27 protein-coding genes are annotated in these 25,810 nt (G+C 66.7%); 16 read left to right on the top strand and 11 right to left on the bottom strand.

Translation table 11 applies throughout. The annotated features are described in order from the left end of the window. Nucleotides 1–49: 49 nt before the first annotated feature. The 5 genes from M0R89_RS17570 to M0R89_RS17550 form a co-directional block, all read right to left on the bottom strand. On the bottom strand, nt 50–418 hold the full coding sequence (locus M0R89_RS17570) for a HesB/IscA family protein (protein WP_248650379.1): 369 nt from the start codon (nt 416–418) through the stop codon (nt 50–52). An 82-nt stretch (nt 419–500) separates the two neighbouring features. Further along, the gene (locus M0R89_RS17565) at nt 501–701 is read right to left on the bottom strand and encodes a dodecin (protein ID WP_248650378.1); all 201 of its coding nucleotides are present in this window, start codon (nt 699–701) and stop codon (nt 501–503) included. A gap of 158 nt (nt 702–859) precedes the next feature. After that, nucleotides 860–1,519, bottom strand: a complete 660-nt coding sequence (locus M0R89_RS17560; RefSeq protein ID WP_248650377.1) for a DUF2238 domain-containing protein — start codon at nt 1,517–1,519, stop codon at nt 860–862. Then, nucleotides 1,516–2,124 (bottom strand): hypothetical protein, encoded by a 609-nt coding sequence (locus tag M0R89_RS17555; RefSeq protein WP_248650376.1) that lies wholly within the window; start codon nt 2,122–2,124, stop codon nt 1,516–1,518. The genes M0R89_RS17560 and M0R89_RS17555 overlap by 4 nt, the downstream gene beginning before the upstream one ends. Before the next feature lie 173 nt (nt 2,125–2,297). Continuing rightward, nucleotides 2,298–3,284: a metal-dependent hydrolase gene (locus M0R89_RS17550; protein ID WP_248650375.1), complete on the bottom strand. Its 987-nt coding sequence runs from the start codon at nt 3,282–3,284 to the stop codon at nt 2,298–2,300. A 656-nt stretch (nt 3,285–3,940) separates the two neighbouring features. Between M0R89_RS17550 and M0R89_RS17545 the strand changes: the two genes are divergently transcribed. Then, on the top strand, nt 3,941–5,131 hold the full coding sequence (locus tag M0R89_RS17545) for a pyridoxal-phosphate-dependent aminotransferase family protein (protein WP_248650374.1): 1,191 nt from the start codon (nt 3,941–3,943) through the stop codon (nt 5,129–5,131). Nucleotides 5,132–5,221: 90 nt separating this feature from the next. Here M0R89_RS17545 and M0R89_RS17540 read toward each other — a convergent pair whose 3' ends face one another. Genes M0R89_RS17540 through M0R89_RS17530 form a run of 3 tightly spaced genes read right to left on the bottom strand, consistent with a single transcriptional unit; the run spans nt 5,222 to nt 6,402 of the window. Next, nucleotides 5,222–5,542, bottom strand: coding sequence for a DUF7116 family protein (locus M0R89_RS17540; RefSeq protein ID WP_248650373.1), 321 nt, complete (start codon nt 5,540–5,542; stop codon nt 5,222–5,224). A gap of 44 nt (nt 5,543–5,586) precedes the next feature. After that, entirely contained in the window at nt 5,587–6,120 is a 534-nt protein-coding gene (locus tag M0R89_RS17535) for a hypothetical protein (protein ID WP_248650372.1), read from the bottom strand. 42 nt (nt 6,121–6,162) lie between these two features. Next, nucleotides 6,163–6,402: a DUF5816 domain-containing protein gene (locus M0R89_RS17530; protein ID WP_248650371.1), complete on the bottom strand. Its 240-nt coding sequence runs from the start codon at nt 6,400–6,402 to the stop codon at nt 6,163–6,165. Between the two features lie 85 nt (nt 6,403–6,487). Between M0R89_RS17530 and M0R89_RS17525 the strand changes: the two genes are divergently transcribed. Next, entirely contained in the window at nt 6,488–7,873 is a 1,386-nt protein-coding gene (locus M0R89_RS17525; protein ID WP_248650370.1) for a bifunctional metallophosphatase/5'-nucleotidase, read from the top strand. 27 nt (nt 7,874–7,900) lie between these two features. Beyond that, nucleotides 7,901–8,308, top strand: a complete 408-nt coding sequence (locus M0R89_RS17520; protein WP_248650369.1) for a universal stress protein — start codon at nt 7,901–7,903, stop codon at nt 8,306–8,308. 4 nt (nt 8,309–8,312) lie between these two features. Here the strand turns inward: M0R89_RS17520 and M0R89_RS17515 are convergent, their stop codons facing one another. Beyond that, nucleotides 8,313–9,251 (bottom strand): mechanosensitive ion channel family protein, encoded by a 939-nt coding sequence (locus M0R89_RS17515; RefSeq protein WP_248650368.1) that lies wholly within the window; start codon nt 9,249–9,251, stop codon nt 8,313–8,315. Between the two features lie 169 nt (nt 9,252–9,420). On the opposite strand from M0R89_RS17515, the gene M0R89_RS17510 reads away from it, so the two are divergent. Beyond that, a complete protein-coding gene (locus tag M0R89_RS17510; RefSeq protein ID WP_248650367.1) occupies nt 9,421–10,164 on the top strand; it encodes a proteasome assembly chaperone family protein in 744 nt (247 codons plus the stop codon). Nucleotides 10,165–10,606: 442 nt separating this feature from the next. Further along, nucleotides 10,607–11,662: an HTH-type sugar sensing transcriptional regulator TrmB gene (trmB, locus tag M0R89_RS17505; RefSeq protein WP_248650366.1), complete on the top strand. Its 1,056-nt coding sequence runs from the start codon at nt 10,607–10,609 to the stop codon at nt 11,660–11,662. Between the two features lie 22 nt (nt 11,663–11,684). On the opposite strand, the gene M0R89_RS17500 is transcribed toward trmB, so the two are convergent. Then, nucleotides 11,685–12,620, bottom strand: coding sequence for a DUF8054 domain-containing protein (locus tag M0R89_RS17500; RefSeq protein ID WP_248650365.1), 936 nt, complete (start codon nt 12,618–12,620; stop codon nt 11,685–11,687). A 122-nt stretch (nt 12,621–12,742) separates the two neighbouring features. Here M0R89_RS17500 and M0R89_RS17495 point away from each other — a divergent pair, with 122 nt between their 5' ends. The 8 genes from M0R89_RS17495 (at nt 12,743) to lipP1 (ending at nt 21,177) form a co-directional block, all read left to right on the top strand. Next, nucleotides 12,743–13,720, top strand: a complete 978-nt coding sequence (locus tag M0R89_RS17495; protein WP_368408888.1) for an aldo/keto reductase — start codon at nt 12,743–12,745, stop codon at nt 13,718–13,720. 272 nt (nt 13,721–13,992) lie between these two features. Continuing rightward, a complete protein-coding gene (locus M0R89_RS17490; RefSeq protein ID WP_368408886.1) occupies nt 13,993–15,447 on the top strand; it encodes an extracellular solute-binding protein in 1,455 nt (484 codons plus the stop codon). Nucleotides 15,448–15,478: 31 nt separating this feature from the next. After that, nucleotides 15,479–16,462 (top strand): carbohydrate ABC transporter permease, encoded by a 984-nt coding sequence (locus tag M0R89_RS17485; RefSeq protein WP_248650362.1) that lies wholly within the window; start codon nt 15,479–15,481, stop codon nt 16,460–16,462. Nucleotides 16,463–16,464: 2 nt separating this feature from the next. Beyond that, nucleotides 16,465–17,388: a carbohydrate ABC transporter permease gene (locus M0R89_RS17480; RefSeq protein WP_248650361.1), complete on the top strand. Its 924-nt coding sequence runs from the start codon at nt 16,465–16,467 to the stop codon at nt 17,386–17,388. A 6-nt stretch (nt 17,389–17,394) separates the two neighbouring features. Continuing rightward, complete coding sequence (locus M0R89_RS17475) at nt 17,395–18,594, top strand: ABC transporter ATP-binding protein (protein ID WP_248650360.1); 1,200 nt, start codon at nt 17,395–17,397, stop codon at nt 18,592–18,594. Further along, entirely contained in the window at nt 18,594–18,797 is a 204-nt protein-coding gene (locus tag M0R89_RS17470; protein ID WP_248650359.1) for a DUF8005 family protein, read from the top strand. The genes M0R89_RS17475 and M0R89_RS17470 overlap by 1 nt, the downstream gene beginning before the upstream one ends. A gap of 124 nt (nt 18,798–18,921) precedes the next feature. Further along, the gene (locus M0R89_RS17465; protein WP_248650358.1) at nt 18,922–19,995 is read left to right on the top strand and encodes a Gfo/Idh/MocA family protein; all 1,074 of its coding nucleotides are present in this window, start codon (nt 18,922–18,924) and stop codon (nt 19,993–19,995) included. 192 nt (nt 19,996–20,187) lie between these two features. Beyond that, nucleotides 20,188–21,177, top strand: a complete 990-nt coding sequence (lipP1, locus tag M0R89_RS17460) for a LipP1 family hormone-sensitive lipase (RefSeq protein ID WP_248650357.1) — start codon at nt 20,188–20,190, stop codon at nt 21,175–21,177. 178 nt (nt 21,178–21,355) lie between these two features. Here lipP1 and M0R89_RS17455 read toward each other — a convergent pair whose 3' ends face one another. After that, entirely contained in the window at nt 21,356–22,294 is a 939-nt protein-coding gene (locus tag M0R89_RS17455; protein WP_248650356.1) for a hypothetical protein, read from the bottom strand. 111 nt (nt 22,295–22,405) lie between these two features. Here M0R89_RS17455 and cyaB point away from each other — a divergent pair, with 111 nt between their 5' ends. The 3 genes from cyaB to M0R89_RS17440 all read left to right on the top strand — a co-directional run bounded on the left by cyaB (nt 22,406) and on the right by M0R89_RS17440 (nt 25,797). Then, nucleotides 22,406–22,960, top strand: a complete 555-nt coding sequence (gene cyaB / locus M0R89_RS17450) for a class IV adenylate cyclase (protein ID WP_248650355.1) — start codon at nt 22,406–22,408, stop codon at nt 22,958–22,960. A gap of 214 nt (nt 22,961–23,174) precedes the next feature. Beyond that, nucleotides 23,175–24,386 carry a methionine adenosyltransferase gene (locus tag M0R89_RS17445; protein WP_248650354.1) on the top strand — a complete coding sequence of 404 codons (1,212 nt, stop codon included), beginning with the start codon at nt 23,175–23,177 and terminating at the stop codon, nt 24,384–24,386. A 229-nt stretch (nt 24,387–24,615) separates the two neighbouring features. Continuing rightward, the gene (locus M0R89_RS17440) at nt 24,616–25,797 is read left to right on the top strand and encodes a tRNA sulfurtransferase (protein ID WP_248650353.1); all 1,182 of its coding nucleotides are present in this window, start codon (nt 24,616–24,618) and stop codon (nt 25,795–25,797) included. Nucleotides 25,798–25,810: the final 13 nt, after the last annotated feature.

The raw sequence follows: 25,810 nt of genomic DNA, 5'->3' as shown, positions 1-25,810 counted from the left end.
TGATAAGAATGACCCCCGCGACCCGACGGCCCCCGAACTCGACGGCGAACTACGTCCGGAAGCTCTCGCCGCACCCGCACTCGCTGACGACGTTCGGGTTCTCGACGTGGAAGCCCGCGCCCTGCAGGCCGTCCTCGTAGTCCACGACGCTCCCCTCGATGTAGTTCATGCTCGCGGGGTCCACGAACACTCGAAGCCCGTGGTGCTCGTAGACGGTGTCGTCGTCTTCCGGTTCCTCGTCGAAGCGCATGCCGTAGGACAGGCCAGCGCAACCGCCCTGCTGGACGAACAGTCGGAGTCCCGCGATTCCGGTGTCTAATTCCTCGCTCTCGAGCAGCGCGAGGGCTTCGTCCGCGGCGCTCGCCGTCACCTCTATCTTCGGCGTGGGGTCGCCGTCGGGTGCGGTCTCGGTACTCATACCCCACCGTTGGGCGTCCGAGGTGTTAATCTTGACGCCGAGTACCGAACGCTTTCGAGACGTTCGAACGGGTTCGGTCGGGCTACTCCTCCAACTCGAAGGCGACTGTCACCTCGGCCTGATACTCGCGGTCCGGCGCGTTGGCCACCTCGACCCCGAGTTCGTCCACTTCGACCCACTTGAGATTGTCCAGCGTTCGCTCGGCGCGGTCGATGGCGTCGTCGGCGGCCGCGTCGAAACTCTCGTCGCTCGTTCCGATGAGCGTGATTTTCTTGAACACCATGGCCTCTCGCGGTACCACGTAGAGACGGATAAAGCTACACGGCCAACGGCCCGCGCGAGGCGTGCGTTCGGCGCTCGCCCGCGCGCGTGCGCCGACGCTCCGCTGGATTCGACGCCCGGACTCTCCGCCCGAGTCGCATCTGTCAGAGTCGGACCGAACTACTCCGTCCGACCCCGCCCGTCGAGGCGGTCGGTGAGCGCACCGACCACGTCCGAGAGGTAGGCCGTGCCCCAGACCGCGACGAGGACGCCCCCGACCGTGTCGAACATGAGGTCGCGTATCGTGTCCTCCAGTCCGTACTGGGTCAGGACCGAGTCGCTCCCGATAATCGAGGCCGCGCCAGCGACCGCGAACTCGATGACCTCCCAGACGACGCCGAACGCCAGGACGAACAGGAGGATGAAGACGAAGGTGAACCGCGGCGGGAAGTAGATGTCCTCGGTGTGTTCGTCGAGCGCGCGGGTCGTCGCGTAGCCGATAGCCGCCACGAGCGACGACGAGAGCGTGTGGGTCACGTTGTCCCACGCGACTCCCATCACGGTCATGCCGCTCTGGTACGGTCCGAGAGTGCCGACCGCGTGGAGGAACACCGCGGCCGTAATCCAGAGCGTGAGACCGGCGTCCATCGGGATGTCGTAGTCCCGTTCGAGCATCGCGGGGAGGAACGTGACCGCGAGCGCGATGGCCGAGTTGACCACGACGCCGACGTTCCGGCGGTAGAGTCCCGCGAGGAGGACGACGACGAGTCCGACCTCCATCGCGCGCGTCACCTGCGTCTGGCGGCGCTCGGAGATGTGGAGTCGGTCGCGGACCCTCATAGCCGCTCACCGTGTTCGTCCGGCAGGCGCGTCTCGACGCGTGCGAACCGCCTGAAGTACCACTCGAAGACGACGCCCGCCATCGCGCCGATGACGGTGGCGGCCACGAAGTCCCACATGAGTCGCGTCTCGCTCTGGAGGAACGCCGTACCCAAGTAAACGTCCGAGAGGTGCTGGACGACCGCCCAGACGCCCGCCGTCGCTATCGTGGCGACGACGACGAACAGCACCGCGAACCAGTCGGTCATCTTGACGGGCGTGAAGGCGTGTAACTCGACGGCGACGACGAGCGCCAGCGCCGCGACCGAGAGGTAGGCTGTCACCCGCGAGGCCGACGGGAGCGTCGCCACCGCCCGTCCGAGGATGGAGAGCGCCGAGAGCGCCAACACCTCCCACGGGAGCATGACGGTCCAGTCGCGCTTGGCGACCGTAGGGACAAGCGCCAGCGCTCCCACTGACGCGGTGAATCCGGCCCACAGGAGGTTGCCGTCGAGTACCTCCTCGACCGAGACCAGCGCGAGGAACGCGACGAGCGCCCACCCGATGCCGGCGTTCACGCGCTCGTCCTCCACGACTTGGTCGAGTCCGCCCGTGCGGCGTGCCATGTCGCTCCGTAGACAGCGCCCCGATATGAAAGTCGGGGTGTCGGGTCTCGGTGTAGAAGTCGGCGCGTCGAGTCTCGATACGGAAGTCAGCGCGTCGGGCCGAGTGTGGAAGCCGAGGTTCAAAACGGAACGCGGCGTGGTTCGGGGGTCGCGGCACCGCGACCCCTGACCTCTCACGCGAAGGGATAGGTCAGATAGACCAGCGTGTAGGTCAGCGCCGCGACCGAAACCGCGGTTAGCCCGGTCAGCGCCCACGTCACGGCCTCGTGGTGCTCCGCCGACAGCACCGACCGCGACCGGAGGAGGTTCGGCGCGAACCCGACTGCGCCGACCGCCAGAATCGAGAACACGAAGTGGTAGGACACGTCGAGCGTCGGCGCGGGCATCGTCACCGCCGCGAGGGCGTAGGCGGCGCCGAACGCGGCGCGGGTGTCCACGTGGGAGAGGACCCGCCGGTCGGTGGCGCGCAGGTAGACGTACCCCGCGAGCCAAATCGTCGCCAACTCGATGCCGAACACTGCGAGCAGGTTGAGCGTCGGGTCGCCGAGCAGGACGACGCGCTCGGTCAGCAGGCGGAGGTCCAGCGGGTAGAGAAACCGCGGCGGCGAACCGGTGAACAGGTCGCCGAACGGGTGGGAGAGCAGGCCGACCAGCGCCGCGGCGAGCAGTTCCCGCGGGCCGAGGTCGGTCCGGCGCGCCGCGACCGCCCCGACGGCGAGACCGGCGAGCAGGAACGCGAGCATCACGCCGCCGCCGAGCAGGCCGCTCTCGGCGACGGCGACGGCGGTCAGGCCCGCCACGAGCGCGGCCGCGAGCAGGCGAGACCACCGGGCGAGCGAGCGCGGTGTCTCGGCGTCGGCGGACTCGCGCCCCGCGACGCTGGCCGCGACCGCCGCGGCGGCGACGACGCCGACGACCAGCGAGTGGGTCACGGCGCGGTGGACGAGGTGGGAACTGTCCCAGAACGCGTCGGTCATGGTCCAGACGCCCGCGAGACCGACCTGCGCGAGGCCGACGACCGCGTAGAGCATGTCCACGTCCGGGACTGCCGCGAACGCGCCAGCCACCACGCCGAATGCGAGGGCGCGCTCGCTCGACCACCGCCGCCCCGCGACGGCGGTCGCGATTGCGAACGCGACCATCGCGTGCCCGACCATCATGGGTACGACCGTTGGCGCTCGGGCGATATAAGCGTCTCCCCGTCTGCTACGGGATGTCAATTTCCGAGCGGCGGACTCTCAACTGGCGCAGTTCGGGCTGACTCGACGCCCCGTGACGCCGATTCGTCGTCGAACGACGGAGAAGCGTCTCGGAGATGGTGACGTATTCAGTGCGAAAAACCGAGCGTCGGTCGGACGGAAACCCCCGCCCACCGCGTCGGAAAGACGGCTCGGGACGCCGCGCAAGCGGTCGCGACCGAGACTCGGCCGCCCTCGGTCGGGCAGTAGCGTCGTGCCCGCACGGGGTCGAACCAACCTCCCCCCGTTTGGTGTGACCCTCGTACGGGCTTCAGTCGTGGCCGTTCGTCGGTCGCGCCCGCGGTCCCCCGCGGGTCCGGTCGTGCCGTTTGAAATTCTCGCCCGTCGAACGCGCCCCCGTCGCGTCCGTCTGGGCGTCATCTCGTAGGCCAGACATCGGAATAAACCGAGGTGACCGTTCTATCCGTTCGCGAATCGAAACGCCGTGTTTACCCGACTGTCGCTCGTTCGGACTCGGACAACGCCGGGTTACGAGCCGACGCACCGTCCGAAACGACCGGATAATCCGATTTCCGGGGTGAAACGGTTTAAGTCATTTCGGGTAGATACCACGCGACATGGTAGAGAAACCGGACGTTGGCGAGTTGACACCGCCGGACAGGACGCTGATGGGTCCCGGGCCGAGCGAGGTCCACCCGCGGGTGCTTCGCGCGATGAGTACGCCGCTGGTCGGCCACCTCGACCCCTCGTTCATCGAAATCATGAACGAGGTCCAAGACCTCCTGCGGTACACCTTCCGGACCGACAACCAGTGGACGATTCCGGTCTCGGGCACCGGGTCGGCCGCGATGGAGGCCGCCATCGGCAACGTCGTGGAACCGGGCGACACGATGCTCGTCCCGACTAACGGCTACTTCGGCGGCCGAATGGAGGAGATGGCGACCCGCGCGGGCGGCGAAGTCGTCCACGTGGACGCGCCGTGGGGCGAACCGCTGGACCCCGCCGACGTGGCCGCGGCGATGGACGAGCATCAACCGGACGTGTTCGGGTTCGTCCACGCCGAGACCAGCACCGGCGTCCTCCAGCCGCAGGTGCCGGAACTGACCGACGTGGCCCACGACCACGACGCCATCGTCATTGCCGACACCGTCACCTCGTTAGGCGGCGTGGAACTGAAGGTCGACGAGTGGGGCATCGACGTGGCCTACTCCGGCCCCCAGAAGTGCCTCTCGTGTCCGCCGGGCGCGGCCCCGCTCACGCTCAACGACCGCGCGATGGACAAAGTCCTCTCGCGCGAGGAGGACGCCCGGTCGTGGTATCTCGACCTCTCGCTGCTCGAAGGCTACTGGGGCGACGACCGCTCGTACCACCACACCGCGCCCATCACGAACGTCTACGCGCTCCGCGAGGCGCTCCGCCTCGTCGCCGAGGAGGGAATCGAAGACCGGTGGGAGCGCCACCGCGAGAACGCCGGCGCGCTCAAGGCGGGCGTCGAGGCGATGGGCTTGGAGATGAACGCGCCCGACGACTACTGGCTCCCGAGTCTCAACGCGGTCCGGGTGCCCGACGGCGTGACGGACACCGACGTGACGAGCTACCTCCTCGACCAGTACGACCTCGAAATCGCCACCGGTCTCGGCGACTTGGAGGGCGACATCTTCCGCATCGGCTGTATGGGCTACTCCTCGCGCGCCGAGACGGTGTCGTACCTGATGGCCGCGCTCGGCGACGCGCTCTCCGAGCAGGGCGCGGACGTGGACGTGGAGGCCGGACTCGCCGCGACGGCCCGGAAACTCGGCGAGCAGTAACTGCAAAGCCCGTCCGTCGGACCGTCGGTCGGACTACGGGGAGCGTCGAAACGGTGCGCCGGGGGTCCGGCGCGAGAATCGGGACGCGTCTCAGACCGCTGGTGCCGCGCTCGGCGGTGCGCGAAGGACTTCGTAGTCGCCGCCCTCTCGGACGCCGATTATCGCCCACTCGTACTCCGGGTCTGTCCGCCGGAGTCGGTTACGGAGTTCCGAGGCATACTCGTTCCAGGTAACGAAGCATCGAAGGTCGCCGTCGTCCGGCGTCTCGTCCGAACCGGTTACGGCGCTGACGCGGACGACTCGCCACTTTCGCTCGGCGCGGAACTCCTCGCCGTCGCCGGAGACGGTGTAGCCCAACTCGTCGAAGATCGTCTTCGCTTGGTCGGTGGGCGGTGTGCTAACAGTAGCCATCCGACTGACCCTACCACGGAGTAGGTAATAAACTTTCTTGCGAGTCACCGGAGTCGAATGGTCGGGTCCCGGTGTTGCGAGGCGAACTCCTCTATCTCGTCGTTCTCGCGGAGTTCCTTGATACGCTCGCGGGCGGTCTCGTTGTCGATGCCCGCGACGGTCTGGGCCACTCGCAGCACCTTCGGTTGGGGAACGCCCCGTTCCTCGGTGACCGCCTCTCGCTGGTCGCCCTCCGCCTCGGTGACTTCGTCCTGTATCACTGCTATCACGTCGCGGATGTCGCCGCTGTCGGAAATCGACTCGTGCCAGTCGGCCGGGTAGGCGCTGAGTCGGCCGTCGCCGAGGTCGTAGAGTCGCCCGCCCTCCTCCCACTCCTCGCTGTCGGTCACTCGCTCGTCCACCGCGTCGAGGTCGACGTCGAAGTAGACGGCGTCGGCGTACGCCGCGAGCAGGTCCCGGTCGATTCCCCGACCCTCGTCTCGGTGGTGGGCCTCGATAGTCTGGACGAACTCCGGAAACGTGAGCGTCTCGCTGTGGCTGTCGAGTTCCTCGACTACCTCCTCTCGTACGTCGGTCATGGTGGACGTTAGGGAATCGCTGACAAAAGTCGAGTGGCCGCCTCACTCGTGGGCCGCGTCCCACTCGGTCGGCTTCCGGACGTTCCCGCAGACGTTGCACTCGATGCGGCCCATCGGGTCCATCGCGTTGTCGATTCGCTCGCAGTTGCCACAGAGGTAGCCGTACCGGTTCTCGCGGGCCTCGTCGCCGTAGACGACGAAGAACTGTCCCTTCGACCCGCGGTCGCCCTCCCCGCGGGCCACGTACACCGTCCGGCCGTCTGTCGTCGTGGTCGCGTCCATCGGCCACGAGTAGGCGGTCCGGGCGTTTAGGCGTACTGACCTCGTCTCGAAGGAGTCATACCGTGGCGCTCGCAACGCCGAACAAATGGCTCCCCGTCTCGTCCACTACTCCGACGTGGAGAACGTCTACGACACCCCCGAGCGCGCGGGCCGACTCGCCGGACTCCTCCGGGAGTTGGACGCCGACGACGCCGTCCTCGCGGGGTCGGGCGACAACACCTCGCCGGGCGTCCTCGCGCTGGTCGAAGACGGCGCGCAGGCCCTCGATTTGTTCGACGCCGTCGAACCGGACGTGGAGACGTTCGGCAACCACGAGTTCGACCACGGTCCGTCGGCGCTCCGGGAACTCGTCGCCGACTCGCCCCAGACGTGGGTCAGCGCCAACGTCTGGCGCGACCGCGAGTCCGGGTCGCGGTTCGGAGCGGACGCCGGGGTCGTCCCCGCGACGGTCGTGGAAGCCGACGGCGCGACCGTCGGTGTCGTCGGCGTCACGACCGCGCGAACCGGGTCGATAAACCCCGAGGCGACCGACATCGAGTTCGGCGACCCAATCGCGGCCGCCCGCGACGCGCTGGCCGACCTCGACGCGGACTACAGCGTCGTCCTCTCGCACCTCGGCCGGCGCGACGAGGAACTCGCGCGCGAAGTCGAGGCCGACGCCATCCTCGGCGGCCACGTCCCGACCGAGCGGTGCGACCGAGTGGCGGGCACCCTGCTGACCCGGCCCGGCGACGGCGGGTCGGTCGTCGTCGAAGTGGACCTCGAAACCGGCAACGGGACCCGCCACCGGGTCGCCGACGCACCGCTCCACGAGGGTGTCGCCGACGCGATGGCCGACCGACTCGCCGAGACCGGTCTGAACGACGTGGTCGGCACCGTCGCCGACCCCATCGACCGGGCGGAGACGACGCTGTTCGGCGGCGAGTCGAGACTCGGCAACTTCGTCGCCGACGCCTACCGGTGGGAGACCGGCGCCGACGTGGGACTCCAGAACAGCGGTGGCGTCCGGACCGGCGACGCCCTGAGCGGCGAGATTACCGCCGCGGACCTCGTGAGCGTCACCCCGTTCGAGGAGCGCGTGGTGGTCGCCGAAGTGCCGGGGACCGCGCTCCGTGACGCCTTCGAGTGGGCCGCGAGCCCCGGCCTCGGGTTCGCGGAACGGGGCTGGTGGCACGCGCAGGTCAGCGGTGCGACCGTCGCGTGGGACCCCGAACGCCACAGCGTCGAGTCGGTGCGGGTCGGCGGCGAACCGCTGGCCGACGACCGGACCTACTCGGTCGCGCTCTCCGACTACGTCCTCCACACCGACGACGAGTTCCCCTCGCTCCGGGAGGCTCACCGGGTCGAAACCGCCGGCGTTCAGTACGACGTGCTGGTCGAGTACGCCCGCGAGAACGGCGTCGCGCCCGAACTCGAAGGTCGAGTAACGGCGGTTACAGGCGGCACTGAAACGGGAGCGACCGAGAGGTAGAAGGGGCCGGACGGCGTGGCCCGAACCGTGACTCGCGTCGTCGTCCCCGTCAGGTATCCGCTGACCGACCACTCCGAGCGGACGCTCGCGGAGGCCATCCGCGTCGCGGAAGAGCGCGACGCGGCGCTGACCGTCCTGCACGTCAACCTCTACCATCGCGGGCGAGAGGTGTCGCGCGCCGGACTGAAACGCGCGGTCGAAGAGGAGTTCGGCCGAGTCCCCCGCGCCCGATACGTCGTCCGCGAGGGATTTCTGGTCGAGGAGACCATCCTCGAAGAGGTCGCGGCCGAGGGGGCCGACGTGGTCGTCATCGGCCACAAACAGGCCGGGCGCTGGCGGCGCATGCTCCGAAAGCTGACCTCCGACCCCGACATCGAGGGCTACCTCCGCGCGAAACTCGACGCCGAAGTCCTCACGGTCGGCGACGGAAGGTGAGTAGTCAGTCCGGCGCGTCGAACTCCTCGGGGCGGGTCCGGCGCTCGCTCTCGGTGACTTCCACGCTGGCGGTGCCGCTGGTCTCGTCGAAGACGAGATGGCTGTGAGGGTAGGCGATTTCCACGTCGGCGGCGTCGAGTTGGTCCCAGACGCGCTCCTGTATCTTCGACTCGACCCGGCCGACGTAGTAGGGGTCTTTCACCCAGTAGCGCAACTCCAGCAGGACGCCGTGGTCGGCGTAGTCCTTGATGTACGCGACGGGCGCGGAGGGGTAGCGCGCGCTCCCGATGCGGATGTCCGGACCGCCCTCGACGACCTCGTTCGTCTCGCGGGCCGCCCGCTCCAAGATTGCGCGGGCCTGCTTCAGGTCGCCCTCGTAGGTCACGAGGAGTTGGAGCGAGAGCCGCGACCGGGTGTCCTCCGCCGAGTAGTTGATGACGTCCCGGTCGCGCATGTTCGAGTTGGGAATCACGAGGAAGGTGTTTTCGAGCGTGAAAATCTTGGTGTAGCGGAGCGTGATATCCTCGACGTAGCCCCGCTGGTTCCGGTCCACGAGTTTTATCATGTCTCCGACTTCGTACGGCTGGTCGGCGAGCAGGAACAGGCCGTTGATGACGCTCCCGATGATGGGCGCGAGGACGAGACCGAGGACCGCGGAGAACACCGTGACCGACAGCAGGATGTCGCCCGCTTTGAACCCGACTTGGTTCGCGGCGACCGACGCCGCGAGGACCATCACGATGGCCCGAATCCCGCTGAGAATCGTCTTCGTCAGGCTCGGGCGTTGGAACCGCCGGGCGATGGGCCGACCCAGAAACCGTATCAGCAGTCGGCTCCCGAACCACGCGACTACGAGAATTAGCGTGGCGTCGACGTAGTTCGAACCGGGGAGGCTCCTGTAGGTTTCCAAGAGCCGGTCGATAGCCTCGGCGACCGTGACCATGACTCCAACCTTTCCCGGAGTTGGCAAAACGCTTTCGCCCGACGGAGCGAAGGTCGCTCGCGGCCCCTCGGTGGACCGCCACACTCTCGCCACCGGACAGGGCCCCGCACTGAATAGCGTCCGGGCGACCCCGAAAAGACCTAAGGACCGCTTTCGTGTACGTGTGTCCATGAGTAGAGAACCGCGCTCGATAGGCACTTCGTTCGAAATCGACGCTCACGACCTTCAAGAGACTCTCGTCGCCGGGTTCTCTCAGTCCGGGCTGGCGGGCCTGACCGCGGTGGACTACCTCGTTGACCACTTGGATTTCGAGGAAGTCGGCCACATCACGGCCGACCAACTCCCGGCCATCACGCCCTTCGAGAACGGTCAACCGCGCCACCACACCCGCGTCTTCTCCCACGAAGGCGCGGGCCTCTCGGTCCTCGTCGGCGAACTGTTCGTCCCGGCGTGGGCCGCCCAACAGTTCGGCGAGGCCGTGTTGGAGTGGACTGAGGCCGAGGGTATCGAGGAGGTTACGGTCCTCAACGGCGTCACGATTCCCCACGCGCCCGAGGAGCACGAGGTGTTCTACGTCGCCACCGACGACTACCGGGACCGCCGACTCGCCGACGTCGAGATTCCGGCGATGGGTCGCGGGTTCCTCGACGGCGTGAACGCCGAACTCGTGGCCCGCGGCATGGAGTCGGACCTCCGGACCGCGACGCTCGTGACGCCGGTCCACGCGCAGGCCCCGGACGTGGAGGCCGCGATTCGACTCCTCGACGCGACCCAACGCGTCTACGACCTCGACGTGGACACCGGACCATTGGAGGAGTTCGCCGCCGAGATACAGGGCTACTACGAGGGTCTCGCCGAACGCCTCTCGGAGCGCGCAGACGAGGGCGGCCCCGAGGACCGGATGTACATGTGAGACAACCTTTTGCCAGCGGAGGGCCGCCACATGCGGCCCGGAGCGCAGGAAAAGGTTGATCAAAAACACTGCGTCACCCCCTCAGAAGCGCCGAAGGCGCTTCTTCGAGGGTTCCTTGGTCCGCTCGTCGCGTCGCACGGCGCGAAGCGCCGCGCTACCTCCTCGCTCGCGGTCGTCTGCTGGTGTATACCATAGCTCCTTCTCGCAATTCTCGCCTCGTCTACTTCCCGCTCCGAGGGTTTATAAACGAAGCCGGGACGAACTCACGACGTGCCGACTCGCTGCGTCGTCCCTAGACTCGTTCACTCCCTCGTTTTGAGGTTCCAATACCTGCTCCTCCGGATTACCGCCGTTACTACGCAGAGGATGAAACTCGTTTTCGGAAACCGGTGCTACTCGAAACCGGATAAATCATTTACCCTTCGAGAGTATGGCTTCTCACATGAGTTCAGACGACCTCTACGCGACGTTGGAGAAGGTCGGCGACCGGTTCGACCTCGGCGAGTACGAAATCGACGCTTACCTCACAGTCCTCGAACACGGCGACCTGACCGCGAGCCAAATCGCCGACCGGACCGACATCCCGCAGCCACGAGTGTACGACACGGTTCGGAGCCTCAGCGACCGCGGACTGGTCGAACTCCGCGAGTCCCGACCGATGAAGGTCATCGCGGTGGACCCCGACGAGGCCTTCTCCGGCATCCAGTCGTCGCTGATGGACATGGTCTCGGAACTCGAAGCCCGCTACACCGCGCCCGCCCGAGAGACCGAGGCGGTCTCGCTGGTCAAGTCGCGCTCGACCATCCTCAGGTACCTCGAAGAGGTCATCACCGAGGCCGAGTTCGAAATCGCGCTCTCGCTGACCCCGGACCTGCTGGAGCGGTTCAGCGACGAGTTGAGCACCGCCGTCGATTCTGGCGTCAGCGTCGAACTGCTGGTCACGCCCGCCTCGGAAGCGCCCGACCCCGCGAAGTTCGACTACCTCGACGTGGCGACCACCGCCCGCGCCCGCCGGGGCATCACCACGCCGGTCATCGCGGTCGCCGACGGCGAGTACTCCATCTACGCCACGCAGGACGCCCTGCGGGACGACGAGGACCGCTACGGCGTCATCTTCAACCGTTCGGCGCTGGGCTTTCTCGTCTCCGGGTTCTTCGGCACCGTCCTCTGGACCACCGCCGAGCGCACCCTCGCGACCGACGGCGAGGACCGCCCGTTCCCCCGCCGGTACGCCTCCATCCGTCGCTGCGTGAAGGAGTTGCAGGAACTCGACGGCGACTTCTACGCCACCATCGAGGGCCGGGACATCGAGACCGGTTCCTCACGCGTCGTGGAGGGCGAGGTCGTCGGCTTCTCGTTCGAGGCGGGCGAGCGCGTCGCCGGGATGAAGATAGAGACCGACGACGGCGTGGTCACGGTCGGCGGACAGGTCGCCGCCCTGGAGGACGTCGAAGCCCACGAAATCCGAATCGGTCGGAACAGTCCGCCCGCGCGGTAACTACGCCACGCTTCTTCGGCCGCTACTCGAAAGTGTAGAGTCGCGCGCCGCAGTCGGCACACGCCAGCACGTCGTCGGGGGCGTCGGGCCGCGTCCCGCCCGGCCCTCCACAGCAGTCCGTCTCGGTGGTCTCCTCGACCGGTCCGTCGCAGACCGGACACGCCTGCAGGAGCGTCCGGAGCGGCGCGGCGGCCTGTGCCCGGCGCGTCGCGGGAAGGTCGGTCTCGTCGGCCAGCGCCCGGACCGCCGCGGCTTCCGCGAGTGCGACCGGCCGAGTCAGCCAACTCTCGTTCGCGGGGTCGTCGCTCCCGTCGGAGACCACGAACCAACGCCGGTCGTCGCCGGCCCAACCGTTGGACTCCACCACGTCCACGACCGCGCCGTCGGGTCCGGCTTCCCGGAGCGCGGCCGCGAGTCCGTCGTCGTCTCGCGCCCGAAGGGTCTCCATCTCCGCGCGCCACGCGTCCCGAAACTCCTCGTCGAGTGCGACCGACCGGTCGTCGGCGACGACCACGCCGCGGTCGAGGAGCGCCGACAGGACCGCCTCTCCGGCGTCCTCGGCGTCGGTCTCGTCGCCCAGCGACCCCGAGGCGTCGGGGGCGGCCGGAGCGTCCGGCGGGTCATCTGTTCCCGTGCGGTCGGACGCGTCGGGCGTGCCGGACTCCCCGAGCGTCCGAGACGCGCCGATCGGTGTCGGGTCGCCGTGACCGAAGGGGTCGCCCGGGAGCCACGAGACCAGTCGCGGCGCGAACCGCGGCGTGAAGGGAACCAGATACCCGCGGACCGCGATGGCCGCCGCGCCAACGCCCCCGAGAACGGCCGCGAGCGACCGCGAGCGGCGGCGCGCGACGAACGCGGCCGCGACGAGCAGTAATACGACGTTGACGACGGTGCAGGGCCAGCACCGTCGGTCGCCGGTGTGCGAGGGGTCTCGAAGTCTGTCGTAGAGGGAGTCCATGTCCGACGTATCGGTGTCGAGGGGCTTCGGTTTTCCGGACGCGCGTCTCTCCGGACCGTTTCGCCGCTCCCCGTACCGTTTTACACCCGGTCGCCGTAGCGGCGTGCGTGCCAGAGACAGACATGGAGTACACGACGCTCGGCGACACGGGCCTCGAAGTCTCGCGGTTCTGCCTCGGTTGCATGAACTTCGGGAGCGACCGCGAGTGGATGATAAACGACGAGGACAAGAGCCACGAGATAATCGACCGCGCCATCGACCTCGGTATCAACTTCCTCGACACAGCGAACGTCTACTCCCACGGCGAGAGCGAGGACATCGTGGGCGACGCCATCGCGGAGTACGACCGCGAGGAACTGGTGATTGCGACGAAGGTGTACGGTTTGATGGGCGAGGGACCGAACAAGCAGGGCCTCTCGCGCAAGCACGTCTTGGACCAAGTCGAGGGGAGTCTGGAGCGACTCGACACCGACTACATCGACCTCTACCAGATTCACCGGTGGGACGACTCGACGCCCATCGAGGAGACCCTCCACGCGCTCGACCACCTCGTCGAGACCGGGAAGGTCCGGTACATCGGTGCCTCCACCATGGCGGCGTGGCAGTTCACGAAGGCGCTCTACGAGAGCGACCTGAACGACTACGCCCGCTTTTCCTGCATGCAGCCCCAGTACAACCTCGTGGATCGCCAAGAGGAGGAGAACGTCCTGCCGGTCTGTGCCGACCAAGGCGTCGGCGTCATCCCGTGGAGCCCGCTCGGAGGCGGATTCCTGACCGGGAAGTACGACCGCGAGGACGACCCCGACGAGGGGCGGGCCGCGACCGACGAACACACCCACGAGCGGTTCACCGAGGAGAACTGGCAGGTGCTGGACGCGGTCCGGGACGTCGCCGACGGGAAGGACGCGACGCCCGCGCAGGTCAGTCTCGCGTGGTTGCTCCACAAAGACGTGGTGGACGCGCCGATTATCGGGCCGCGGAGCATCGACCACCTCGAAGAGAACGTCGCCGCCCTCGACGTCACCCTCGACGACTCGGAAATCGAGCGACTCGAAGCGCCCTTAGAGCCCGCTTGGTCTCGCGTTATCGCCGACCTATAGCCACGGAATCCTCGCAGTGGCTGTCCCGGTCCGCGGGAACCGGTCCCGTTGGCCGGTCACTGCTCACTCAATCTGACGTGTCGTCTGTGTTACGGCGCGGACGTCGAACCACGCCACGGAAACCCGAGCTTACTGTCGGAATTACACAACTACAACCGTAGTTACTATCACAAGGATATAAATGGTGAAACGTGGTCATTCGCTGTGGAATGGTTGACAGCAGTTCACACGAGTCCGACGGTCGGGACGGGAGTGTCTCACGCCGGAACTTCGTGCGGGCGGTGGGGGCATCGGGAGCGGCGGCGGGACTCGCCGGTTGCATCGGCGGGGGTGACCCTGAGAGCGCCGACACCAGCGGTACGGTCGGGAACGTCGACAATCAGGGCCAGAAGACGACGCTCCAGTGGGCCACCGACCCCGACTTTCAGGGGGCGACGTGGAACAAGGAACTACAGCCGATTCTGTACAACAACGGTCTCTCGAAGGACATCGAGGTGAACGTCCTCGCGGGTCCGTCGGTGACTGACAACCGCCGAGCGCAGTACCAGCAGTGGCTCTCGGCGGGACGCTCGAAGCCCGACATTCTGTACATGGACAGCGGGTGGACGATTCCGTTCGTCGTCCGGAACCAGCTGATGAACCTGAGTCAGGCCGGGAACTTCCCGAAGAGTCGCATCCAGCGGGTCGAGAACCAGTACTTCGACGCGAGCGTCTCGACGGCAAAGGGGCCGAACGGCGACCTCTACGCGGTGCCCCTGTTCCCGGACTTCCCGACGATGCAGTACAACCAGAACTACCTGAAGAGCGCCGGGTTCGGCCAGTCGGACTTCGACAAGTGGGCGACCGACTCGATGACGTGGCAGAAGTTCTCGCAGGTGACCAAGCAGGCGATGAACAGCAACGACGTCCAGTACGGCTACACCTTCCAAGCGAGCGCCTACGAGGGCCTGTCGTGCTGTGACTTCAACGAGTTCATGTCGAGTTGGGGCGGAGCGTACTTCGGCAACCCCGAGAAGTACCTCTTCGGCCCGGTGGGCGACCGACCCATCACCGTGGACGAACAGCAGGTCATCAACGCCATCAAGATGGTCCGGACGTTCATCCACGGCTCGAACGCCAACAACACCCTGAACAAGTATCAGGGGAACATCGCGCCCGCGGCGGTGATGCAGTGGACCGAGGAGCCGTCTCGGAAACCGTTCACGAACGGCGACGCCATCATGCACCGCAACTGGCCGTACGCCATCAACATCAGCGGCTCCGAGGAGAACCTCGGAAAGGACCTCGGTGTGATGCCGATTCCGTACGCCAAGACGCCGAAGCAGGCGAAGTACCCGATGACGGGCGGTCCGGTCGCGGCGCTCGGCGGGTGGCACAACGCGGTCAATCCCAACTCCAACAACAAGGAGGCGGCGGTCGAGGTGCTGAAAGCGATGATGAGCGACGAGTTCAAGTACAAGCTCTTCGAGGTGCTGGGCTTCCTGCCGCCGGAACCGAAGCTGTTGACCACCAACCGGGCCAAGGAGGTGCCCGTCATGGGCCGATACCTCGAATCGCTCCGGGTCGCTGGCGAGAACGCGATTCCGCGGCCGGTCACGCCGGTCTGGCCCGCCGAGTCGTCGAAGATTGCCCAGCAGGTCAACGGCGCGTTCAGCAAGGGCGGCAAGCCCAAGCAGGCGATGACCCAGCTCAAGGCCCAGCTCGAAGCCATCGAAAGCAGCGCATAGACAGAGAGAAGCCAAACCCTACACGCCTTTTATGTCAACAACTGACGAAGGGGTTCGCGAATCGAAGCGGTCGGGACCGTACGTCGCGGCAGTGCGCTGGATGGAGAACCTGAGCGACACGCAGTTCGCGTACCTGCTGTTGACGCCTGTACTGCTGTTGCTCGGTCTCATCGCGTTCTGGCCGCTGTTGAGTACGTTCCGCATGTCGCTGTTCGCCGACAACCTCGTCGGGAGCGAGGCGCTCGGGGAGTTCGTCGGACTCCAGAACTACGTCGCGCTGTTGACCGGTGAGCGCGACGCGCTGTTGGTCAGGCCGTTCTTCGACCCGGCGACTCCGTTCAAGAGCGCGCTGACGGTGACGCTCATCTTCACCGTCACCAGCGTCTTCTTCGAGACGGTGGTCGGGTTCGGGCAGGCGCTGGTCCTCGACCAGGACTTCCGGGGCCGACGGTGGATTCGGGTCGCCATCATCATCCCGTGGGCGGTGCCCATCGTGATTCAGGGGATGATTTTCTTCCTGCTGTTCCAACCCAACATCGGGTTCCTCGTGGACCCGCTCCAGAATCTGGGCATCTTCAGCGAGACGCCGCTGTCGAACTCGGTGGACTCGCTCATCATCCTCATCGTCGCGGACGTGTGGAAGACTTCGGCGTTCATGGCGCTCATCATCCTCGCGGGACTCCAGAGCGTCGACCGGAGTCTCTACGACGTGGGGAGAGTCGCCGGAGCCACGAAGTACCAGCAGTTCAGGATGATTACGCTGCCGCTGGTCCTGCCGTCGGTGCTGGTCGCGATGCTGTTCCGCACCATCGGCGCGATGCGAATCTACGGCCTCATCGAGACGGTCGTCGGCTGTAACACGGTGCCGTCGCTGTCGTGTCTCGTCGTGACGACCTTCCGCGGGTCGCGCATGTACGGGACCTCTGCGGCCATCGCGTTCATCACCGCGGGCCTCATCGGCATCGTGGTCTCGGTGTACATCGTCAAGTACGCGGATACGGAGACTGGGGGATAACGATGGCTACTGAAACTGATTCCAACCAAGGCGCGTTCTCTCGGTGGGCAGACTCGGCGATACAGAATCCCGGGAAGGTGTATCGGGCGATGTTCTACGTCGCCATGCTGTTCTTCCTGTTCACGACGCTGTTCCCGTTCTACTGGCTGCTGGTGCTGGCGCTCACGCCGAACGAGGCTATCACCAGCTTCGGCTTCCCGCCGGTGCCTCACGGGTTCAACCCCGAGGCGTTCGTGAACGTGTTCACGACGGTGCCGTTCCACATCTACATGTTCAACAGCTTCGTGCTGGGCATCGCCACGACGGCCATCGTGCTGGTACTGGCGAGTCTGGCGGGCTACGTGTTCGGCAGGCTCGAATTCCCGGGCAAGGGACCGCTGATGCTGCTGATACTGGCGGTGTCGTACTTCCCGCCGGCGGCGTTCATCATCCCGCTGTTCCGGCTGTTCACGGGGAACGTCTCGCTGCTGGGAGTGTCGAGTCCGAACCTGTTCAACACGCCGTTCGCCATGATACTCCCGTTCAGCGCGCTGTTCATGCCGCTGTCGATATTCATCCTGTCGACGTTCTACGGGCAGATTCCGGACGGGTTGGAGGACGCGGCGCGCATCGAGGGGACGACGCGACTCGGGGCGCTGTTCCGAGTCATCATGCCGCTGTCGGCACCCGGAGTGGCGACGGCGGGCGTGCTGACGTTCATCTCGGTGTACAACGAGTTCTTCTTCTCGTTCCTGATGACCTCGGGGGAGGCCCAGAGTTGGGCGCCCATCGTCTGGGGCATCCTGAGCTATCAGGGTCAGTACACGCAACTGTACAACCTCATGGCGGCCGCGAGCATCGTCGGGGTCCTGCCCGTCGCCATTCTCGTGGTCGTGGCACAGGAGAAAATCGTCAGCGGACTCACCGCAGGAGCGCTCAAGGAGTGATACACAATGGGTAAAGTCATCTTGGACGACGTCACGAAACGCTACGCCGACGTAACGGCGGTAGACAACATGAACCTCGACATCGAGGACGGCGAGTTCGTCACGCTGGTCGGTCCGTCGGGGTGTGGCAAGTCGACCACGCTGGAGACCATCGCGGGGCTGACCATGCCCACGTCCGGCACCATCACCATCGCGGAGCGGGACGTGACGAACCTGCCACCGAAGGACAGGGGAATCGCGATGGTGTTCCAGAACATCGCGCTGTTCCCCCACATGGACGTCTACGACAACATCAGCTTCGGACTCCGACTTCGGGACTACCCGAAAGAGGAGATAGACCGCCGGGTCGAACGCGCCTCCGACATCGTCCAGTTGGAGGGGATGTTGGACCGTATGCCCGACGAGATGTCGGGCGGGCAGCGCCAGCGAGTCGCGATTGCACGGGCAATCGTCCGGGAACCAGAGGTGTTCCTGATGGACGAACCGCTGGCGAACCTCGACGCCAAACTCCGCGTCCACATGCGGACGGAACTCCAGCGCCTCCACAAGGAACTGGACACCACCATCATCTACGTCACTCACGACCAGGCCGAGGCGATGACGATGTCCGACCGCATCGCCATCATCGACGGCGGCGAACTCCAGCAAATCGACCCGCCGCTGGTCTGCTACAACGAACCCCAGAACCTGTTCGTCGCCGGCTTCATCGGGTCGCCCTCGATGAACTTCGTCGAGGGGGAAGTCACCGCGAGCGGTCTCACGACCCCCGACTTCGACGTGGACTTCGACATCACGCAGATGTCGGGCGTTACCGAGGGCGACCACCTGACGCTCGGCGTCCGCCCCGAGGACGTCTACCTCCGGGAGATGAGCGAAGGGGTCGCCAACCCGACCCAACCCATCCCGGCCCAGACCGACGTGCTGGAGCCGATGGGCGACGAGATATTCGTCTACCTGCTGACCGGCGACGCTGCCGACGTGCAGATGGATATCGAAGGCGAAACGGCCGAGGCGCCCCAGAACCAGTTGCTGATGAGCATCGACCCCTCCTCGGACATCGAGAGCGACGAGAGCGTGGAGGTCGTCCTCGACCGCGAGCGAGTCCACCTCTTCGACACCGAGACCGGCGACGCCATCAGCCACAGCCTCGAATTCGCGGCCGTCGAACCGAGCGCGACCGAGACCGAGGCGGAGGGTGACGACTGATGGTCACGACGCTCGGATGGCTCTACCTCGTCGGCGGGACGGTCCTGTTCTTCTTCTGGGCGTACGGCATCGTGTCGTTCGCGCTCGACTGCAAGAACAAGTTCCTGCCCGCGATTCGGACGTTGCTCGCCAACCGCCGGCGGAGAGCGGAGGAGTCCGAGCGCGAGAGCGAACGCGAGGAGACCGAACAGCAGTTGTACTGACGGCGGGCGAGCAGACGGTCGTGACGGGGACTGACGTGTCCGAAAACGTTACGTTTCCGGTCGTTGATGGACCGCCGAACAGAAAAACCTAACAACGATTCACGGTTGCCTACGACTAGTAATTATGTCTAGTACGAATGTGCCGGTTCAAGTCGGCTTCGTCGGGTTGGGGAACATCGGTCACTACCACGCCGACCGAATCGTGGACTTAGACGGCGTCGAAATCGTCGGCGGCGTCGACATCAACCCGGACGCGCGGGCCCGGTTCGCCGAGAAGTACGGCGTCGAGTCGTTCGAGAGCTACGAGGACCTCTACAGCGCGGCCGTGGACGCCGTCGTCGTCACGACGCCCAACAAGTTCCACGAGGAGTACGCGGTCGCCGCCCTCCGAAGCGGTCTCGACGTTCTGCTCGAAAAGCCCCTCGCCCACTCGCTGGAGTCCGCCGAGCGAATCGCGGAGGCGGCCCACAACGCCGACGGTTTCTGCATGGTCGGGTTCCACAACCGGTTCCGGAACCCCATCGAGGTCGTGAAGGCGTATCAGGAGGAGGGCCGGTTCGGCCAGACCCGCCACGTCGAGGCAAACTTCATCCGACGGCGAGGGATTCCGGGCCGCGGGTCGTGGTTCACCAACAGCGAAATCGCGGGCGGCGGCGCGCTCATCGACATCGGGGTCCACGCCATCGACCTCTCGCTGCACTTCCACGACTTCCCGAAGGTTCAGGAGGTGTCGGGCACGATTCGCTCGCAGTTCGGGTCGCGCGACGACTACGCCTACCTCGAGATGTGGGGCGAGGACGCTCAGTCGGGCGAGTTCTCGGTGGACGACTCGGTCAGCGCGTTCATCCGGTGTGAGGGCGGCAAGACCATAGCACTCGAAGTCGCGTGGGCCGCCAACCGGTCGCCGAACGAGGAGTACATCGTCCGGGGAACCGAGGCGGGCGCGACCTTCGACAAGGGCGACGACACTCTCACCCTCCACGAGACGGGCCGGCAGGGCACCGACCACTTCTCGGACTCCGACATCCAGACCCGCCACGAGGACCCCCACAAGGCCGAACAGCGCGTCTTCTTCGACGCGGTCCGCGACGGCGTTGCCCCGGCCCGGAACACGGTCGAGCAGGCGCTGGAGGTCCAGCGCATCATCGACGCCATCTACCGCTCGCACGACGAACAGCGCGCGATTCGGTTGGAGTAGGTCACGACGGTTCCCCAGCGCGTTTACGCGTTCTCTCGACGGTTTCTCCCTTCTCGCTCGTCGCTCGCGAACTCCGATGGCGGGATAGTAATCGGCGTTACCACGCGGTGTTTGTCGTAGCCGTTTCTAACAGCGGGATACTGCTCCTAATGCGAGCGAGTAACTAAACCTTCGGCGAGCGTGGGGGTCCGCGTGTCCGAAACGCCCACCGACGACCGACGCGCCGACGAACTCGACTCGGACGCGCAGGCGCTTCTCGACCAACTGGTCGAAGCGGACGCGCCCGACATCAGCCACTTGTCGCCCGAGCAGACCCGAGCGGTTCTGGGAGACCTGTTCACGCCGGCGGTCGACCCCGAGGAAATCGCCGCGGTGGACGAGCGCAAAGTCCGGGCCGACGCGCGGGACGTTCGCGTCCGAATCTACGACCCGGCCCCGGGCGAGCAGCGCCCGGCCGTCGTCTACTTCCACGGCGGTGGCTGGGTCGCCGGAAATCTCGACACGCACGACGGCGTCGCTCGCTCGCTGGCGAACGAGGCCGACTGCGTCGTCGTCTCCGTCGATTACCGCAAAGCCCCCGAACACCCGTTCCCCGCCGCGGTGGAGGACGCCTACCTCGCTACGAAGTGGGTCGCCGACAACGCCGACGAAATCGGGGCCGGCGGAGGGTTAGCGGTGGCGGGCGAGAGCGCGGGCGGCACTCTCGCGACCGTGGTCTCCCAGATGGCCGTCGAGAAACAGGCCGGCACGCCGGACATCGACCATCAGGTGCTGTTCTACCCGGTCACCGACCACTCGTTCGACACGCCGTCGTACGAAGAGAACGCCGACGGCTTCTTCCTGACCGCGCGGGCGATGGTGTGGTTCTGGAACCACTACCTCCGCGACGACATCGACGGCGCGAACCTCCGAGCGTCGCCGCTCCGCGCGCCCGAGCGAACGCTCTCGGAACTCCCGCCGGCGACCGTGTTTACCTGCGGGTACGACCCCCTGCGCGACGACGGATTCGCCTACGCCGACGCGCTCGACGACGCGGGCGTGCCTGTCGAACACACCAACTACGACGACATGATTCACGACTTCGCCAACATGCGCCGGCTTTCCGACCCGTTCCCGAACGTCGATGCGGCCGAGGACGTGCGCGAGCGTGCCGGCGAAGCGTTGCGAGACGCCTTCGAGTAGCGCCGACCGAGCGTAACGCGATTCGGACCCGCCGAAACCCTCCGCTCCGTAACGGGCGACTTCAGTCGGGACGCGCCTCGTCCGGCATCTCGACGTGATTCGAGAGGCAACACAAATACGTGTGAGGGGAATATGGAGAATTCTTAGACAATTAAAGAGGTTGCTATCTCCAGCCGAATCACCACGGTCCGACCGCCCCCGTCTCGGCGGCGAAGACGGCGACCTCGTGGGCTAGCGAGAGGCTGAGGTACGCGAGCGCGGGCACCGCCAACGAGTCGGTCCGCCCGTAGACGAGGGCGGCGAGTCCGAGGACGACCAGTTGCGTCCCCGCGAACAGCGCGCCGGCGACCGAACCAATCGCGGCCACCGCCGAGAGGAGCGTCGCGCCGACGACGGCCAGCGCGGGAACCGCCGCGAGGTACGGAACCCACCGGCGCTCGGCGCGGTCGGTCGCGTACAGCGCGACCCCGCCCGCGAGAGCGAACAGCACCGCCCCGGCGATTCGCCCGCCGTCGGGGAACGGCGAGAGTCCGGTCCCGCCCTGAGTCCCAACCAGCAGGAAGGCGGTCGTCGCGGTCGTCAGCGTCGCGGCGGCGTCGCCGCCGACGGCGCGCTCGAAACTCCCCTGCACGAGGACCTGACACAGCAACAGATAGCTCGGCACTCCGACGAACAGACCCAGTCCGGTGACGACGAGGACCGGGCCGAGGGCAACGTCCGGCGCGTAACTCGTCCGCGCCAGCGACCCGTACGACGCGCCGGTCGCGTCGCCGACCAGCGCGGTGAGCGCGACCAGCGACGCCGGAACGGCGAGCGCCGCGGCGACCGCCGGGAGGTCGTCGCGGGTCGGCCGCGCCAATCGGACCTCGATGCCGCGCCGCCTCGCGTACGCCCCGACGAGCAGGCCGAGTCCGAGGAGCGTCGCGGTGCCGTGGAGCAGTCCGTCGACCAGCAGACCGCCGGGCAGCGCGACGAGGTCGCGGAGTCGTGACGACGCGGCGGCGACGACGCGAAACGCGACGTAGAATCCGGTCGCCGCGCCGACGGCGAGGACGAACTCGAACGCCAGCGGTCGCTCCTCGGGGTCGAGAGGGAACGTCGAGCGGGAGGTGGACATGCCGTTCACTGGTCAATCTGGTGTAATAAATCTTCGCCGGGGCGTCCGCTGGCTCGGTCTTCCGCCGCCGAAAGCGCAACCCGGAAAACGCGGTGGGTCGAACGACCGCGCATGTACGAGGTCGAAGTGAAGGTCCGCGCCGACCACGCCAGCGTCCGCGAACGCCTCGCCGACCGCGGGGCCGAACGGGTGAACGCGGTCGAACAGGAGGACGTCTACTACGACGCGCCCCACCGCGAGTTCGCCGAGACCGACGAGGCCCTGCGGGTTCGCCGGGAGCGCCCGACCGACGCCGAACCGTTCGCGGAACTCACCTACAAGGGGCCGCTCGTGGAGGCCGAGTCGAAGACCCGCCGGGAGATAGAGACCGAAGTCGCCGAGGGCGAGGCCGCGGGTGACATCCTCTCGGCGCTCGGGTTCGACCCCGCCGCGACCGTCCGGAAGGAACGCGAGCGGTTCGCGCTCGACGGCTACACCGTCACCCTCGACAGCGTCGAGGGGCTCGGCGAGTTCGTGGAGGTCGAGACCGAGGTGGACGACGAAGGGTCGGTCGAGGCGGCCCGCGAGGCGGCCTTCGACGTGTTGAGAGACCTCGGTCTCGACCCCGACGCCCAGATTCGGACCTCGTATCTGGGTCTCCTGCTGGAGACCGAGTCGGAGGAGTAATCGCCGCGCTCTCGAAGCGTTCCTCCGGAGCGGCGGGGCGCGGAGACGCCGGGCAATTCTTGCGGCGAGCGGTATCGGGCGCGTTTCCGCACGTCGCGCGTCCTCGCTCCGGAATACCAGAAGCACCGTCGGACCGACGGATAACCTCGGGTTATCCCGCACGCGCATTTTCTTTTCGCAAGTTATAGAATCCGCGACCGGATAGGGTGGGGTAATGACCGACCGAAATATCCAGGTCGAACCTATCGACCGCCCCGCAGTCGAGGACCAGGAGATAGAAATCGTCGAGCGAAAAGGGCTTGGCCACCCCGACTCCATCAGCGACGGCATCGCCGAACGCGTCTCGCAGGCGCTCGCGAACGCCTACCTCGACCGAGTCGGGAAGGTCCTCCACTACAACACCGACGAGACCCAACTCGTCGCCGGCCGCTCGAACCCCCAGTTCGGCGGCGGCGAGATGATAGAACCCATCTACCTCCTCATCGTCGGCCGCGCGACCAAGGAGTACGGCGACCAGACGATTCCGACCGAGACCATCGCGCTCGAAGCGGCCCGCGACTACCTCGGCGAGAACTTCCCCGAACTGGAGTTCGGCACCGACATCATCGTGGACGTGAAGTTGGGCGAGGGCAGCGGCGACCTCAAAGAGGTCTTCGGCGAGGAGGGCGTCACGGTCCCGATGGCCAACGACACGAGTTTCGGCGTCGGCCACGCGCCGCTGACCGAGACCGAACAGATAGTGCTGAACGCCGAGCGACGACTCAACGGTGAGTTCGCCGACGACCACCCCGCCTTGGGACAGGACATCAAACTCATGGGCAAGCGCGAGGGCGACGACATCGACATCACCGTCGCCGCCGCGATGATAGACCGGTACGTCGAGGACCGGGCCGACTACGACGATACTGTCGAGAGCGTCCGGGAGTTCGTCCGCGACGTGGCCCACGAGTACACCGACCGGAACGTGAGCGTCTACGTCAACACCGCCGACGGCGACGGCGACGACGAGGAGAGCGTCTACCTCACCACGACCGGCACCAGCGCCGAGATGGGCGACGACGGCTCCGTCGGCCGGGGCAATCGTTCGAACGGCCTCATCACGCCCAACCGCTCGATGTCGATGGAGGCGACCTCTGGCAAGAACCCCGTCAACCACATCGGGAAGATTTACAACCTGCTCGGGACCGAAATCGCCGAGTCGGTCGTCGCCGAGGTGGACGGCATCCGTGACCTCCGGATTCGCCTGCTCAGCCAAATCGGTCGGCCCATCGACCAACCGCACGTCGCCGACGCCGAGGTCGTCACCGAGGACGGCGTCGCCATCGCGGACATCGAGGACGACGTGACCGAAATCATCGACCGCGAACTCGCCGACGTGACCTCCATCACTCAGCGGGTCATCGACGGCGAACTCTCGACGTTTTGACCGACCACTCGCGCTCGGACTCTCCTTCGACTCTCTGACCGCGAACTGCGCCGACACCTCTCACTCGACCCTTCCGTCGGTGCGGCGTTTCGGGGTCGGTTGCCTGCCTCGCTTCGCTCGGCAGTTTTCCGGCCACCACTTCGAGGCGGTTTGCCTGCCTCGCTTCGCTCGGCAGTTTTCCCGCCTCGCAACCGAAGCCCGTTTATTCCCGTCACGACTACCCCAGTCCATGCGACAACCGGGAGCCGACACCGTCCTCGTTCGCCACGCCGACGTGGGCGTCAAGAGCGGGAAGGTCCAAGCCGAGATGGAGCGACGGCTCCGGGACAACATCGAAGCCATCGTCCGCGACCGGGGCATCGACGCCGAGGTCGAGCGCCGCTGGTCGCGCATCCTGCTCCACGCCGACGCCGACGAAATCGACGCCGCGACCGACGCGGCGGCCGACACCTTCGGCGTCCGTTCGGCGAGTCCCGCGGCAGTCGTTCCGCCCGAGAAGGGACCCATCGTGGACGCACTGGCCCGGAGCGCCGAGGCGAACGCCGACGCGGCGGGCGACACCTTCGCGGTTCGCGCCCGGCGGGCCGGCAACGCGGACGCCCACCCGTTCACGAGCGAGGACTTGGAGCGGGAGGGCGGCGCGACGGTGTTCGACGCGCTGGAGGACCCCGAGGTCGACCTGACCGACCCCGACACGACGTTCTCCGTGGAGTGCCGCGAGGACGAGGCGTTCGTCTTCACCGAGAAGCGGCCCGGCCCCGGCGGTCTCCCGCTCGGAAGCCAAGCGAAGGTCGTCGCGCTGGTCAGCGGCGGCATCGACTCGCCGGTCGCGGCGTGGGAAGTCATGAAGCGCGGGGCACCCATCGTCCCGGTCTACCTCGAACTCGGCGACTACGGCGGGCCGGACCACGAGGCGCGAGCGATGGAGACGGTCCGGCGACTCGCCGACTACGCGCCGAACTTCGACATGAGCGTCCGGAAAGTCCCGGCGGGCGACGTGATGGACCTGCTGGCCGAGGAAGTCGGCCCGGCCCGGATGTTGGTCTACCGGCGGTTCATGTACCGCGTGGCCGAACACGTCGCCCGGGAGGCGGACGCCACGGGCATCGTCACCGGCGAGGCCATCGGCCAGAAATCCTCCCAGACCGCACGGAATCTGGGCGCGACGAGTCAGGCCGCCGACCTGCCGATTCACCGGCCCCTGCTGACGATGGACAAGTCCGATATCACCGAACGCGCCCGAGACATCGGCACGTTCCGCGACTCCACGATTCCGGCGGGGTGCAATCGCATCGCGCCGGACTACCCGGAGACTAACGCCACGCTCGAAATCGTGGAGAACGCCGAACCCGACGACCTCTTCGAGCGCGCCGCGGAGGCGGCCCGGAACGCGACGGTCGTGGACATCTGAACCACCGAGAGAC

It is taken from the genome of Halorussus limi, assembly GCF_023238205.1.
In the GTDB taxonomy this organism is placed as follows: domain Archaea; phylum Halobacteriota; class Halobacteria; order Halobacteriales; family Haladaptataceae; genus Halorussus; species Halorussus limi.
This window is presented reverse-complemented; position numbering and strand designations above follow the sequence as displayed.

What these genes read in the sequence shown, in the direction of transcription:
- M0R89_RS17570 (WP_248650379.1), bottom strand. Translation starts at nt 418, where the DNA reads ATGAGTACCGAGACCGCACCCGACGGCGACCCCACGCCGAAGATAGAG.
- M0R89_RS17565 (WP_248650378.1), bottom strand. Translation starts at nt 701, where the DNA reads ATGGTGTTCAAGAAAATCACGCTCATCGGAACGAGCGACGAGAGTTTC.
- M0R89_RS17560 (WP_248650377.1), bottom strand. Translation starts at nt 1,519, where the DNA reads ATGAGGGTCCGCGACCGACTCCACATCTCCGAGCGCCGCCAGACGCAG.
- M0R89_RS17555 (WP_248650376.1), bottom strand. Translation starts at nt 2,124, where the DNA reads ATGGCACGCCGCACGGGCGGACTCGACCAAGTCGTGGAGGACGAGCGC.
- M0R89_RS17550 (WP_248650375.1), bottom strand. Translation starts at nt 3,284, where the DNA reads ATGATGGTCGGGCACGCGATGGTCGCGTTCGCAATCGCGACCGCCGTC.
- M0R89_RS17545 (WP_248650374.1), top strand. Translation starts at nt 3,941, where the DNA reads ATGGTAGAGAAACCGGACGTTGGCGAGTTGACACCGCCGGACAGGACG.
- M0R89_RS17540 (WP_248650373.1), bottom strand. Translation starts at nt 5,542, where the DNA reads ATGGCTACTGTTAGCACACCGCCCACCGACCAAGCGAAGACGATCTTC.
- M0R89_RS17535 (WP_248650372.1), bottom strand. Translation starts at nt 6,120, where the DNA reads ATGACCGACGTACGAGAGGAGGTAGTCGAGGAACTCGACAGCCACAGC.
- M0R89_RS17530 (WP_248650371.1), bottom strand. Translation starts at nt 6,402, where the DNA reads ATGGACGCGACCACGACGACAGACGGCCGGACGGTGTACGTGGCCCGC.
- M0R89_RS17525 (WP_248650370.1), top strand. Translation starts at nt 6,488, where the DNA reads ATGGCTCCCCGTCTCGTCCACTACTCCGACGTGGAGAACGTCTACGAC.
- M0R89_RS17515 (WP_248650368.1), bottom strand. Translation starts at nt 9,251, where the DNA reads ATGGTCACGGTCGCCGAGGCTATCGACCGGCTCTTGGAAACCTACAGG.
- M0R89_RS17510 (WP_248650367.1), top strand. Translation starts at nt 9,421, where the DNA reads ATGAGTAGAGAACCGCGCTCGATAGGCACTTCGTTCGAAATCGACGCT.
- trmB (WP_248650366.1), top strand. Translation starts at nt 10,607, where the DNA reads ATGAGTTCAGACGACCTCTACGCGACGTTGGAGAAGGTCGGCGACCGG.
- M0R89_RS17500 (WP_248650365.1), bottom strand. Translation starts at nt 12,620, where the DNA reads ATGGACTCCCTCTACGACAGACTTCGAGACCCCTCGCACACCGGCGAC.
- M0R89_RS17495 (WP_368408888.1), top strand. Translation starts at nt 12,743, where the DNA reads ATGGAGTACACGACGCTCGGCGACACGGGCCTCGAAGTCTCGCGGTTC.
- M0R89_RS17485 (WP_248650362.1), top strand. Translation starts at nt 15,479, where the DNA reads ATGTCAACAACTGACGAAGGGGTTCGCGAATCGAAGCGGTCGGGACCG.
- M0R89_RS17480 (WP_248650361.1), top strand. Translation starts at nt 16,465, where the DNA reads ATGGCTACTGAAACTGATTCCAACCAAGGCGCGTTCTCTCGGTGGGCA.
- M0R89_RS17475 (WP_248650360.1), top strand. Translation starts at nt 17,395, where the DNA reads ATGGGTAAAGTCATCTTGGACGACGTCACGAAACGCTACGCCGACGTA.
- M0R89_RS17470 (WP_248650359.1), top strand. Translation starts at nt 18,594, where the DNA reads ATGGTCACGACGCTCGGATGGCTCTACCTCGTCGGCGGGACGGTCCTG.
- M0R89_RS17465 (WP_248650358.1), top strand. Translation starts at nt 18,922, where the DNA reads ATGTCTAGTACGAATGTGCCGGTTCAAGTCGGCTTCGTCGGGTTGGGG.
- M0R89_RS17455 (WP_248650356.1), bottom strand. Translation starts at nt 22,294, where the DNA reads ATGTCCACCTCCCGCTCGACGTTCCCTCTCGACCCCGAGGAGCGACCG.
- cyaB (WP_248650355.1), top strand. Translation starts at nt 22,406, where the DNA reads ATGTACGAGGTCGAAGTGAAGGTCCGCGCCGACCACGCCAGCGTCCGC.
- M0R89_RS17445 (WP_248650354.1), top strand. Translation starts at nt 23,175, where the DNA reads ATGACCGACCGAAATATCCAGGTCGAACCTATCGACCGCCCCGCAGTC.
- M0R89_RS17440 (WP_248650353.1), top strand. Translation starts at nt 24,616, where the DNA reads ATGCGACAACCGGGAGCCGACACCGTCCTCGTTCGCCACGCCGACGTG.